Origin of the sequence: Streptomyces sp. DSM 110735 (assembly GCF_016482685.1) — a bacterium.
Lineage (GTDB): Bacteria > Actinomycetota > Actinomycetes > Streptomycetales > Streptomycetaceae > Streptomyces.
In genome coordinates this window covers 168,692-181,573 of record NZ_JACYHF010000006.1, presented here as the reverse complement: position 1 = coordinate 181,573, position 12,882 = coordinate 168,692, and the positions used below count along the sequence as shown (strand labels likewise).

At 73.0% G+C, this 12,882-nt stretch carries 10 protein-coding genes; 9 read left to right on the top strand and 1 reads right to left on the bottom strand.

The features are described 5' to 3' along the window. The first annotated feature begins 22 nt into the window (after nucleotides 1-22). The gene (locus IF655_RS12460) at nucleotides 23-418 is read left to right on the top strand and encodes a ribonuclease domain-containing protein (RefSeq protein WP_199584570.1); all 396 of its coding nucleotides are present in this window, start codon (nucleotides 23-25) and stop codon (nucleotides 416-418) included. A gap of 98 nt (nucleotides 419-516) precedes the next feature. Here IF655_RS12460 and IF655_RS12455 read toward each other — a convergent pair whose 3' ends face one another. Beyond that, entirely contained in the window at nucleotides 517-1,539 is a 1,023-nt protein-coding gene (locus IF655_RS12455) for a Gfo/Idh/MocA family oxidoreductase (RefSeq protein WP_199584568.1), read from the bottom strand. A gap of 129 nt (nucleotides 1,540-1,668) precedes the next feature. Between IF655_RS12455 and IF655_RS12450 the strand changes: the two genes are divergently transcribed. From IF655_RS12450 to IF655_RS12415, 8 genes are all read left to right on the top strand, one after another. Next, on the top strand, nucleotides 1,669-2,406 hold the full coding sequence (locus IF655_RS12450; RefSeq protein WP_199584915.1) for a GntR family transcriptional regulator: 738 nt from the start codon (nucleotides 1,669-1,671) through the stop codon (nucleotides 2,404-2,406). A 234-nt stretch (nucleotides 2,407-2,640) separates the two neighbouring features. Further along, nucleotides 2,641-3,657, top strand: coding sequence for a sugar ABC transporter substrate-binding protein (locus IF655_RS12445; RefSeq protein WP_199584562.1), 1,017 nt, complete (start codon nucleotides 2,641-2,643; stop codon nucleotides 3,655-3,657). Further along, a complete protein-coding gene (locus IF655_RS12440; RefSeq protein WP_199584560.1) occupies nucleotides 3,654-4,721 on the top strand; it encodes an ABC transporter permease in 1,068 nt (355 codons plus the stop codon). The genes IF655_RS12445 and IF655_RS12440 overlap by 4 nt, the downstream gene beginning before the upstream one ends. Next, entirely contained in the window at nucleotides 4,718-5,509 is a 792-nt protein-coding gene (locus IF655_RS12435) for an ATP-binding cassette domain-containing protein (protein ID WP_199584558.1), read from the top strand. Before IF655_RS12440 ends, IF655_RS12435 begins: the two co-directional genes overlap by 4 nt. Before the next feature lie 99 nt (nucleotides 5,510-5,608). Then, entirely contained in the window at nucleotides 5,609-6,754 is a 1,146-nt protein-coding gene (locus IF655_RS12430; RefSeq protein WP_199584556.1) for an ROK family glucokinase, read from the top strand. Next, the gene (locus tag IF655_RS12425) at nucleotides 6,751-7,332 is read left to right on the top strand and encodes a sugar kinase (RefSeq protein ID WP_199584552.1); all 582 of its coding nucleotides are present in this window, start codon (nucleotides 6,751-6,753) and stop codon (nucleotides 7,330-7,332) included. The genes IF655_RS12430 and IF655_RS12425 overlap by 4 nt, the downstream gene beginning before the upstream one ends. Nucleotides 7,333-7,473: 141 nt before the next feature. Next, on the top strand, nucleotides 7,474-10,332 hold the full coding sequence (locus IF655_RS12420; protein ID WP_199584551.1) for a DEAD/DEAH box helicase: 2,859 nt from the start codon (nucleotides 7,474-7,476) through the stop codon (nucleotides 10,330-10,332). 326 nt (nucleotides 10,333-10,658) lie between these two features. Continuing rightward, entirely contained in the window at nucleotides 10,659-12,869 is a 2,211-nt protein-coding gene (locus IF655_RS12415; RefSeq protein WP_242488698.1) for an SWIM zinc finger family protein, read from the top strand. Nucleotides 12,870-12,882 lie beyond the last annotated feature (13 nt).

Genomic DNA, 12,882 nt, shown 5'->3' with positions numbered 1-12,882 from the left:
CTACGCGCGTCATCATGAGGGCATGAGATTCCCCCCACGAACGTCTCGCATCGGCGCCGCCGCCGCGCTGCTCTCGGCGCTCCTCGTCGGCGGCACGGTCGCCACCGGCACGGCGGACGCGGCCACCGCGTCCACCGGCAGCATCTGCTACGGCGACCTGCCCTCGCAGGCATACGACACCCTGGAACTCATCGACCAGGGCGGTCCGTTCCCCTACTCGCAGGACGGCGTCGTCTTCCAGAACCGGGAAGGCGTCCTGCCCAGCCAGTCGTCCGGCTACTACCACGAGTACACCGTCAAGACGCCGGGCGAGTCCACGCGCGGCGCCCGGCGCATCGTCACCGGCAAGGCGTACGAGGAGGACTACTACACCTCCGACCACTACGCCACGTTCGACCTGATCGACTTCGGCTGCTGACGCCGCCGCCGGGGTAACCACCGCACGACCTCCGCCCTGCCGCCCACCCCCACACCGGGCCGCGGGGCGGAGTCGTCCCCGCCGGCGGGCAACTCCCGCTAGCTGTACGACGGCTGCGCCCGGTCCGGCACCTCGGCCAGGGCCACCGCCCGCCGCTCGCGCCGCGACGTCTCGCACGCCTCCGCGACGCGCAGCGCCTGGAGCGCCTCGCGGCCGTCGCACGGGTTGGGGAGTTCGCCGCGCACCACCTCGACGAAGGCGCGCAGTTCCGCCTCGTACGCCGAGCCGAAGCGCTCGAAGAAGCCGCTCCACGGCTTGTCGCACGGGGGCGGTCCTGTCGGTTCGGTGGAGGCGACCGGGGTGCGGTCGTCCAGACCGACCACGACGGTGTCGCGTTCCCCGGCCAGCTCCATGCGGACGTCGTAGCCCGCGCCGTTCAGCCGGGTCGCGGTCGCGGTGGCCAGGGTGCCGTCGTCCAGGGTGAGCACCGCCGCGCCGGTGTCCACGTCACCAGCCGCGCGGAACATCGGCGGCCCGGCGTCCGAGCCGCTCGCGTAGACGTCGGTCACCTCGCGCCCGGTCACCCAGCGCAGGACGTCGAAGTCGTGGATCAGGGTGTCCCGGAACAGCCCGCCCGACAGCGGCAGCCACTCCGGCGGGGGCGGCGACTGGTCGGAGGTGAGCGCCCGCACCGTGTGCAGACGCCCGAGTCTGCCGGAGCGGACCGCCTCGCGGGCGCCCACGTAGCCCGCGTCGAAGCGCCGCTGGAAGCCCATCTGGAGCACCGTGCCCGCCGCCTCGACCTCCGCGAGCGCGTGCAGGGTGCCGGGCAGGTCGAGTGCGATCGGCTTCTCGCAGAAGACCGGAAGCCCGGAGCGTGCCGCCCGCCCGATCAGCTCCGCGTGCGCGGACGTCGCCGTGGTGATCACCACCGCGTCCACGCCCCACTGGAAGACCTCGTCCACCCCGGGCGCCGCCGTCTCGCCCAGACGGTGCGCCAACTCCTGTGCCCGTAACGGATTCGAGTCCGTCAGGATGAGCGATCCGACCTCCCTGTGGCGGCTGAGCGTGTTCGCGTGGATGGTGCCGATGCGGCCCGTACCGATGACCCCGATGCGCATGGAAACAAAGTGGAGGGCCGTCCTGTACTTGTCAATCAGTATGTCCGGACAATCGGACTTCACGACTTCCCGTCAACCGGGCACCGGACTACGCTCAAGCCCGTGCCGAAACCAGATGTGGACCCGACCGTGGCGCTCGATCTCCGTGTGGACCGCGGCTCTCCGGTGCCGCTGTACTTCCAGCTCTCCCAGCAACTGGAGGCGGCCATCGAGCGCGGCGCGCTCACCCCGGGCAGCCTGCTGGGCAACGAGATCGAGCTGGCCGCGCGGCTCGGTCTGTCCCGGCCCACCGTCCGCCAGGCGATCCAGTCCCTGGTCGACAAGGGGCTCCTGGTGCGCCGCCGGGGCGTCGGCACCCAGGTCGTGCACAGCCAGGTCAAGCGCCCCCTTGAGCTGAGCAGCCTCTACGACGACCTGGAGGCGGCCGGGCAGCGCCCCGCCACCAAGGTGCTCGTCAACACCGTGGTGCCCGCGTCCACCGAGGTCGCCGCCGCGCTCGGACTGCCCGAGGGCGGCGACGTGCACCGCGTCGAGCGGCTGCGCCTCGCGCACGGCGAGCCGATGGCGTACCTCGTCAACCATCTGCCGCCCGGTCTGCTCGACCTCGACACCGCCCGCCTGGAGGCGACCGGTCTCTACCGGATGATGCGCGCGGCCGGGATCACCCTGCACAGCGCCCGCCAGTCCATCGGCGCGCGCGGCGCCACCCCCGCCGAGGCGGAACGGCTCACCGAGGGCGAGGGCGCCCCCCTGCTCACCATGAGACGCACCACGTACGACGACACCGGGCGCGCCGTCGAGTACGGCGACCACGTCTACCGTCCGGCTCGCTACTCCTTCGAATTCCAGCTCCTCGTACGGTCCTGAGGTGGTCCTGAGGCGGCGCCGAGCCTGTTCCAAAGCATCCCTTCACGTGTCCGGATGTCCGGACAAAGGGACCGTAATGGGTGCCCCGGGCATGTAACGAGTGTTCCGTATGTTCGATACTGAAGTGTTTGGGGCAGGCGACGGCACCGCCGGGACGAACCGACGGAGTGCTCGCCCGCCCCTCTCGCACGTTGGAGCACGGTCTAGTTACGCACGCAAGAAGGGCACGGCCTCGTGGCACGGTTTCGGACCCGGGTGGGCAGGGCGACGGCAGGAGCACTCGGTGTGATCGCCTGTCTCTCGCTCGCCGCTTGTAGCAGCACCGGCGGCAAGCGCGCCGAGGACGCCCGCAAGGCAGCGGTCGCCCAGGGCAGGTCGGCGGTGAACACCCCCCGCTGGACCTTCGCGATGATCACCCACTCCGGAGACGGCGACACCTTCTGGGACATCGTCCAGAGCGGCGCCAAGCAGGCAGCCGTCAAGGACAACGTCACCTTCCTGTACTCGCACGACGACGAGGCGCAGCAGCAGGCGCAGCTCGTCGACGCCGCCGTGGACAAGAAGGTCGACGGCATCATCGTCACCCTCGCCAAGCCCGACGCGCTCAAGGCGGCGGTCGCCCGCGCCGAGAAGGCAGGCATCCCGGTGATCACGGTGAACTCCGGCTCCGCCGACTCCAAGAAGTTCGGCGCCCTCACCCACGTCGGCCAGGACGAGACCATCGCCGGTGAGGCGGTCGGCGACGAGCTGAACAAGCGTGGCCGCAAGAAGGCACTGTGCGTCCTGCACGAGCAGGGCAACGTCGGCCACGAACAGCGCTGCGACGGCGTCGCCAAGACCTTCCACGGCACCGTGCAGAAGCTCTACGTCAACGGCACCAACATGCCCGACGTGCAGTCCGCGATCGAGGCGAAGCTCCAGGCCGACCGCTCCGTGGACGCCGTCGTCACCCTGGGCGCGCCCTACGCCGACACCGCCGCCAAGGCGAAGCAGGACGCGGGCAGCAAGGCCGAGATCGACACCTTCGACCTCAACGCCAAGGTCGCCGCCGAGCTGAAGGACGGCACCCTCGGCTTCGCCGTCGACCAGCAGCCCTACCTCCAGGGCTACGAGGCGATCGACCTGCTGTGGCTGTACAAGTACAACGGCGACATGCTCGGCGGCGGCAAGCCCGTCCTGACCGGACCGCAGATCATCACCAAGGACCAGGCAGGCGCGCTCGCCGAGTACACCCAGCGGGGCACCCGATGAGCACGACCACCGGCACCGCCGCACCGCCCGGTCCCGAAGGACCCTCCGCCGACGAACGCCTGCTGCGGACCTCCCCGCTGCGCCACCTGCTCTCCCGCCCCGAGCTGGGCTCGGTCGTCGGCGCCCTCGCCGTCTTCGTGTTCTTCGCGTTCGTCGCCGAGGGATTCCTGCGCGCGTCGAGCCTGAGCACGGTCCTCTACGCCTCCTCGACCATCGGCATCATGGCGGTGCCGGTGGCGCTGCTCATGATCGGCGGCGAGTTCGACCTGTCGGCGGGCGTCATGGTGACGTCCTCCGCGCTGATCTCCTCGATGTTCAGCTACCAGATGACGGCGAACGTCTGGGTCGGCGCGGGCGTGTCCCTGCTGGTCACGCTCGCGATCGGCGCCTTCAACGGCTTCATGCTGACCCGCACCAAGCTGCCCAGCTTCATCGTCACGCTCGGCACCTTCCTGATGCTGACCGGCATGAACCTCGGCTTCACCAAGCTGATCGACGGCACCGTCTCCACCAAGACCATCGCCGACATGGAGGGCTTCCCCAGCGCCCGCGCCCTCTTCGCCTCGACGCTCACCGTCGGCGGCGTCGACTTCAAGGTGACCATCCTGTGGTGGCTCGCCCTGGTCGCCGTCGCCTCCTGGGTGCTGCTGCGCACCCGCGTCGGCAACTGGATCTTCGCCGTCGGCGGCAACGCGGACGCCGCCCGCGCGGTCGGCGTGCCCGTCTCCAGGACCAAGATCGGTCTGTACATGGGCGTCGCCTTCGGCGCCTGGATCTCCGGCCAGCACCTGCTCTTCTCCTTCGACGCCGTCCAGTCCGGCGAGGGCGTCGGCAACGAGCTGATCTACATCATCGCGGCCGTCATCGGCGGCTGCCTGATCACCGGCGGCTACGGCAGCGCCGTCGGCTCGGCGGTCGGCGCGCTGCTGTTCGGCATGACCAGCAAGGGCATCGTCTTCGCCGAGTGGAACCCCGACTGGTTCAAGTTCTTCCTCGGAGCCATGCTCCTCCTCGCGACCCTGCTCAACACCTGGGTCCGCAAGCGTGCGGAGGCCACGAAATGACCGTGACCCAAGAGCGCGTGCCGCTCGTCGAGCTGACCGGTGTCAGCAAGCACTACGGCAACGTGCGCGCCCTGGAGGGCGTCTCCCTGGAGGTCCACGCCGGGGAGATCACCTGCGTCCTCGGCGACAACGGCGCGGGCAAGTCCACCCTGATCAAGATGATCGCGGGACTGCACCGCCACGACGGCGGCACCCTGAGCATCGAGGGCGAGGAGACCCGGCTCACCTCCCCGCGCGACGCCCTGGACCGGGGGATCGCCACCGTCTACCAGGACCTCGCCGTCGTCTCCCTGATGCCGGTCTGGCGGAACTTCTTCCTCGGCTCCGAACCCCGCAAGGGTCGCGGTCCCTTCCGGCGCCTCGACATCGAGCACATGCGCCGCACCACCCGCGCCGAACTGCTCCGCATGGGCATCGACCTGCGCGACGTGGACCAGCCCATCGGCACCCTCTCCGGCGGCGAGCGCCAGTGCGTGGCCATCGCCCGCGCCGTCCACTTCGGCGCCAAGGTCCTCGTCCTGGACGAGCCGACCGCCGCACTGGGCGTCAAGCAGTCCGGTGTGGTCCTCAAATATGTGGCCGCCGCACGCGACGAGGGTCTCGGCGTCGTGCTGATCACCCACAACCCGCACCACGCGTACCTGGTCGGCGACCGGTTCGTGCTGCTGCGGCGCGGCACCATGGTGGGCAATCACACACGTGACGAGATCACCCTGGACGAGCTGACCAAGCAGATGGCGGGCGGCGCCGACCTCGACGCCCTGGTGCACGAACTCCAGCGCGGCTGACAGGAGCGGGGAGCGTGTTCGCGGCGTCCATGGTCACGCACGCTCCCTTATCCCGCCTTGACACCATGCACCTCGCCCGTTGAGGCAGAATCGACGACGATGAGCACCTACCGCGACCTCACGGCCCCCATCGGTTCCCGCCGAGCGCCCGTACTGCGGACCGTCGGCACCCGGGAACGCCGTTCGCATCTCACGGCTCCCCGCGTGCCCACCGTCGGCATCGACATCGGCGGCACCAAGGTCATGGCGGGCGTCGTGGACGCCGACGGCAACATCCTGGAGAAGCTCCGCACGGAGACCCCGGACAAGTCCAAGAGCCCCAAGGTCGTCGAGGACACCATCGTCGAACTGGTCCTTGACCTCTCCGACCGGCACGACGTGCACGCCGTCGGCATCGGCGCGGCCGGCTGGGTCGACGCCGACCGCAACCGGGTGCTCTTCGCCCCCCACCTGTCCTGGCGCAACGAACCGCTGCGCGACCGCCTCTCCGGCCGCCTCTCGGTGCCCGTCCTGGTCGACAACGACGCCAACACCGCCGCCTGGGCCGAGTGGCGCTTCGGCGCCGGACGCGGCGAGGACCACCTCGTCATGATCACCCTGGGCACCGGCATCGGCGGCGCCATCCTGGAGGACGGCCAGGTCAAGCGCGGCAAGTTCGGCGTCGCGGGCGAGTTCGGCCACATGCAGGTCGTGCCCGGCGGACACCGCTGCCCCTGCGGCAACCGCGGCTGCTGGGAGCAGTACAGCTCCGGCAACGCGCTCGTCCGCGAGGCCAAGGAGCTGGCCGCCGCCGACTCCCCGGTCGCCTACGGCATCATCGAGCACGTCAAGGGCCAGATCGGCGACATCTCCGGTCCCATGATCACGGAGCTGGCCCGCGAGGGCGACGCGATGTGCATCGAGCTGCTCCAGGACATCGGCCAGTGGCTCGGCGTCGGCATCGCCAACCTCGCCGCCGCCCTCGACCCCTCCTGCTTCGTCATCGGCGGCGGGGTCAGCGCCGCCGACGACCTGCTCATCGGTCCCGCGCGCGACGCCTTCAAGCGCCAGCTCACCGGGCGCGGCTACCGCCCCGAGGCCCGCATCGCCCGCGCCCAGCTCGGTCCCGAGGCAGGCATGGTCGGCGCCGCCGACCTCGCCCGCCTGGTCGCCCGCCGCTTCCGCCGCGCCAAGCGCCGCCGGGTCGAGCGGCACGAACGCTACGAGCGGTACGTCCAGGGCCGCCGGGACCGGGACACCGCATGACCACCTCGCTGCCGCACCAGGCGGCGTCCCCGGACGCCCCGCACGCCCCCGCCGAGGACCCCGGCCACCGCATCCGCCGCCGCGCCCTCACGCTGCTCATCATCGTGCTGCTCATCGGCGTACCCGCGGGCTATCTGGTGATCTCCGCCAACCAGAGCCGCGACAGCGGCAAGGACAAGGAGGCGAAGTACTCGGCCACCGGTCTCACCCCGGGCTGGCCCTCCAAGGTGCAGCGCCGCCTCTACCAGGTCGCCGTCCCGCGCCCCGCCGACTACCTCGCCTACTACGAGACCAACAACTGGAAGACCAGCCGTCTCTACGTGCAGTTCCGCACCAACGACGCGGGACTCGACAGCTTCCTCGCCACCATGGGACTGCGCCGCGACGAACTGAAGAAGGGGCACCTCACCATCGGCGCCCGCGACCGCAAGGTCTCCGGCTGGAACTTCGCGGGTCCCGGTCCCTGGGTCGGTCTGACCAACACGCAGAAGAACCCTGCCCCCACCCAGGACGTGGTCGTGAACCTCTCCGACCCGCAGTACCCGATGGTCTACGCGGTCTCCCGCACGGTGCCGTGACCGGCATCCGGCCGCTGCCGCCGACCGGTGTCCAGCCGCTGCCGTGAGCCGGTCCGGACGGCCGCCGGAGCCGATTGTCAGACCCCGCCCGTACAGTCGGAGACAACTGGTCCGACCGGCGGACGGGAGGTGACAGGACGTATGGACGGCGGCACGGCCGTGCTGAGCGAGCGCGCGTACTCCGAGGCGATCGGGGGACGCGTCCCGGCGTACCTCGCCACCCTCTACCTGCCCGCGCCCCTGCCCCGCGAGGGCCGCATCGCCCTCTGGTCGCCCGACGGCACCCCGCTGCCCGATCCCGAGGGCTCCGGTGCCACGATCACCGAGCTGACCGTCGTACGCCGCCACGGCGCGACCGTACGGCGCCGCCAGGTCCCCGCGCTCACCCTGCCGCTCATGGACGCCCTGCCCCTGCTGGTCAACGCACGGCACGACGCCGCCGCCCACCCCGCCACCGTCTGCTGGGGCGCCGCCGCGCTGCACGCCCTGCGCCTGGCCGCGCGAGGACGGCTGCTGCCCGGTCTCACCCCGAGCGGGCACGACGCCTGGCGCGCGGGTCCGCTGGAGCCCGACGACATCGCCCACCTGCGCGCGATCGCCGCCGCCCTGCCCGCCGAGGGGCACGCCGTGCCGCTGCCCGGCGAGGGCCCGCTCCGGCTGCCCGAGCCCGAGCACCTGGTCCGCTCCTTCCTGGACGCGGTCGCCGACACCCTGCCCCGCACCCCCGCCGCCCCGCACACGGGCGGCCGCCCCTTCGCCGCCCGCGAACCCCAGCCGCTGCCCGGCGCCCACGACTGGGCCGCCGAGGTCGCCGCGGGCATGGACGCGGGCGTACGCGTCTCGCTGCGCCTGGACCTGTCCGCGTACGCGGTCTTCGACGCGGGGGACGACAGCGGCTCGCGCGCGGCGGGCGCCGCCGTCGTCCAGGTGCACAGCCTGGCCGACCCCACCCTGGTCACGGACGCCGCCGCGCTGTGGGCGGGAGAGGCCGACACCGCCTTCGGACCCCGCGCGCGCGTGGACGCCGCCCTCGCCGTACGGCGCGCGGCGCGCGTGTGGGCGCCCCTGGAGCGGCTGGCCGAGCGCGACGTCCCCGACGTGCTCGCGCTGTCCGAGGACGAGGTGAGCGACCTGCTCGGGACGGCGGCCGGACGGCTCGCCGCCGCCGGGGTCGGCGTGCACTGGCCGCGCGACCTCGCCCACGACCTCAGCGCCGCGGCCGTCGTCCGCCCCGCCCCCGGCTCGGCCACCGACGGCACCGGCTTCTTCGACAGCGAGGAACTCCTCCAGTTCCGCTGGCAGTTGGCGCTCGGCGGCGACCCGCTCAGCGAAGCCGAGATGGACGCCCTCGCCGAGGCGCACCGCCCCGTCGTACGGCTCCGGGACCGCTGGGTGCTGGTCGACCCCGCGCTCGTGCGCAAGGCGCGCAAGCGCGAACTCGGGCTGCTCGACCCCGTCGACGCGCTCTCCGTCGCGCTCACCGGCACCGCCGAGGTGGACGGCGAGAGCGTCGAAGCCGTCCCCACCGGCGCCCTCGCCGCCCTGCGCGACCGCCTCACCGCCGGACTCGCCCCCGCCGAGGCACCGGCAGGGCTGGACGCCACCCTCCGCGACTACCAATTGCGCGGTCTTGCCTGGCTCGACCTCATGACCTCCCTCGGTCTCGGCGGCTGCCTCGCCGACGACATGGGTCTCGGCAAGACCGTCACCCTCATCGCCCTGCACCTCAAGCGCGCCCACCCCGAGCCGACCCTCGTGGTCTGCCCCGCCTCCCTGCTCGGCAACTGGCAGCGCGAGATCAACCGCTTCGCACCCGGCGTCCCCGTCCGCCGCTTCCACGGCGCCGACCGCACCCTGGAGGGGCTGACCGGCGGCTTCGTCCTCACCACCTACGGCACGATGCGCTCCGCCGCCGAACAGCTCGCGGACCGCCCCTGGGGCATGGTCGTCGCCGACGAGGCCCAGCACGTGAAGAACCCCTACTCCGCGACCGCCAAGGCACTGCGCACCATCGGCGCCCCCGCGCGCGTGGCGCTCACCGGCACCCCCGTCGAGAACAACCTCTCCGAACTGTGGGCGCTGCTCGACTGGACCACCCCCGGACTCCTCGGTCCCCTCCAGTCCTTCCGCGCCCGGCACGCGCGCGCGGTGGAGAACGGCGAGGACCAGGAAGCCGCCGAGCGCCTGGCCCGCCTCGTCCGGCCGTTCCTGCTGCGCCGCAAGAAATCCGACCCCGGCATCGTCCCCGAACTGCCGCCCAAGACCGAGACCGACCACCCGGTGCCGCTCGGCCGCGAACAGGCAGCGCTGTACGAGGCGGTGGTCCGCGAGTCCATGGCGGCCATCGAGTCCGCCGACGGCATCGCCCGGCGCGGACTCGTCCTCAAGCTGCTCGGCGCGCTCAAGCAGATCTGCGACCACCCCGCGCTGTACCTCAAGGAGGGAGCGTCCCGCCCGGACGGTCTCGCCGCCCGCTCCGGCAAACTCGCCCTCCTCGACGAGCTGCTGGACACGGTGCTGGCCGAGGACGGCTCGGTGCTCGTCTTCACGCAGTACGTCGGCATGGCCCAGCTCATCACCGCCCACCTCGGCGCCCGCGCGGTCCCGGTGGACCTGCTGCACGGCGGCACCCCCGTACCCGAGCGCGAGCGCATGGTCGACCGCTTCCAGGCGGGCGAGACCCCGGTCCTGGTCCTCTCCCTCAAGGCCGCCGGCACCGGTCTCAACCTCACCCGCGCGGGCCACGTCGTCCACTTCGACCGCTGGTGGAACCCCGCCGTCGAGGACCAGGCGACCGACCGCGCCTATCGCATCGGCCAGACCCAGCCCGTCCAGGTCCACCGCCTGGTCACCGAGGGCACGGTCGAGGACCGCATCGCCGAGATGCTCACCGCCAAGCGCGCGCTCGCCGACGCCGTCCTCGGCTCCGGCGAGGCAGCCCTCACGGAACTCACCGACCGCGAACTCTCCGACCTGGTCTCCCTGCGGAGGCCGTCATGACGGAGTCCAGCCCGAGTCCCGCCGAGGCGGCGCGCAGGGCGCTGCGAGAGGCGCGGGAGAAGGCGTCCGGTGCGACGGAGGAGGGGGCGTCGGCATCGGCGTCGGCATCGGGTTCCCGGCAGGCGGAGCCCTCGCGGGTCGAGGAACCCACCCGAGCCGGTGACTCCGTGCACGCCGGTGAGTCCTCTGCGTCCAGTGAACCTTCCGGGACGGCAGAGACAGATGCGTCCGCCGAGCCCGTCCGGGCCGGGGACATCGCCCGAGCCGCTCTCCGCGCTGCCGTCGCCCAGCGGCTGAGCGCCAACGCCCGGACGCCGGACGGTCGGATGGCAGAAGGCACTGCCGCCGACGCGACCGACAGGGCTGCCGCCGCCCCCGACACCGAAGGCGTCGCTCCCGGCGAGGGGGCGGAGGGCGTCGCCACCGGTCACGCGGCCGACGGCGCAGCGTCCCGCCCGATGCCGGACGGCACCAGCTCCGGTTCGCGCGCGGAAGGCGCCTCCTCCAGCTCGACCGTGGTCGGTATGACCCCCGGCGAGGGGGCGGAGGGCGTCGCCACCGGTCACGCGGCCGACGGCGCCGTGTCCCGCCCGATGCCGGACGGCACCAGCTCGGGTCCGCGCGCGGAAGCAGCCTCCTCCGGCTCGACCACGGTCGGTATCACCCCCGCTCCGGGCCCGGAGGGCACCGGCACCGGCGCCGCAGCCGACGACTCCGCCGCTCCGGAGTCCCAGGACACGGCGCCCGGTCCGATCCTGGACGGGACCATCCCCGCCCCGACGCCGGACGCCCTCACCACCAGCCGAGCAGCCGACGGCGCCGCCTCGGAGGCTGAGGACCTCACCCCCCAGCCGCCCGCCGAAGGCACCCCGCCCGACGAAACGCCCACTCCAGCAGCCCGCCCAGCCACCACCCGCCGCCCCGGCGACGCCGCCCGTGAAGCCCTGCGTGCCGCGCGGGCGGAGGCGCTGCGTGCGCAGGCGGAGGAGGAGACGCGGCGTCCGGCACGTAAGCCGGTGCGCAAGGCGCCCCCCGCTCCCGCCGAGGGCACCCCGGGGGCCGCTCGGGCTCAAGCCGTCCGTGAGGTGAAGGACTTCCTCGCGACCGCCTTCCGCATGCCCACCTGGGAGGACACCCCCGAGGACACCCCCGAGGGCGCCTTCGAGGACGCCCCCGAGGAAACCGCAGTGACCGAATCCGCCGCCGAACCGGAGTTCACCCGCCCCCACCCCCTCCAGCCGGAGCCCGCGCACGCGACCCCGCACATCCCCGCCACCATGGCCACCCCTCACCGCGACAACGAACTCCGCCGCACCTTCCCCGCGTTCGCCCCCCGCACCGAGACGGACGGGTTCGCGGACACCTGGTGGGGCAACGCCTGGGTGGAGGCGCTGGAGCGGGGCGCGCTGGACCCCAAGCGCGTGGCACGGGGACGGAGTTACGCGGACGCCGGACACGTGGACGCGATCACCGTGACGCCGGGCCGGGTGCTGGCGTACGTGCGGGGGAGCCGTCCCCGGCCGTACCGCGTGCAAGTCACCCTGCCCACGCTCCAGGACGCGGACTGGGAGCGGTTCCTGGACGCCGCCGTGGACCGCCCGGGGCACATCGCCGCGCTGCTCGACAAGGAGCTGCCGCACTCCCTGGCGGACTGCGGCGCCCCCCTGCTGCCCGGCGCCACCGAGCTGAACCCCCGCTGCAACTGCCCCGACTCCGGTCACCCCTGCAAGCACGCGGCAGCGCTCTGCTACCAGACGGCACGTCTGCTGGACGCCGACCCCTTCGTGCTGCTCCTGCTGCGCGGGCGGGGCGAGCGCGAGCTGCTGGACACGCTGTCCCGGCGCAGCGCCGCCCACGCCGCCCGCGCCGCCCGCGAGGGACTGACCGAGGACCTGCCGGGCGTCCGCGCCACGGAGGCGCTCGCCGAGCGGCGCCTGCCGCCCCCGCCCCCGCCGTTGCCCGCCCCCGCGCACCCCGAGCAGCCCCCGGTGTACCCGGCGGCACCCGGCGGTCCTGACCCCTTCGCGCTGGACCAGCTCGCCACCGACGCCGCCGCCCGCGCGCACGCCCTGCTCACCACCGGCCGCGATCCGGTGGGCGGTCTGACGCTGTGGCAGGACGCGGTGCGCCTCGCCGCCGCCCGCCCCGGCTCCGGTCTGACCGCCGCGACCCGCGCGCTGTACGCCACGCTGGCCGCGGCGGCGGGCCGTACCCCCTCCGACCTGGCCCGCGCGGTCGCCGCCTGGCGGCAGGGCGGGCTCGCGGGACTGGCCGTCCTGGAGGAGCCGTGGAACCCCCCGGCGGGCCGCTTCGACCGGGCGCGCCCGCTGCTGATGGCCGCGGGGCTGCCCCCGTTCCGCCCCTGGCACAACCACCTCACCCACCCGCTCGGCGACGTCCAGCTCCGCTTCGGTCAGGACGGTCTCTGGTACGCCTACGAGTCCGAGCCGGGCCAGGACGACTGGTGGCCCCGGGGCACCCCCGCCCTCGACCCGGTCGACGCCCTCACCGGCCTGGACGCCCTGGCCGACCTCTGACCGACCGCACCGG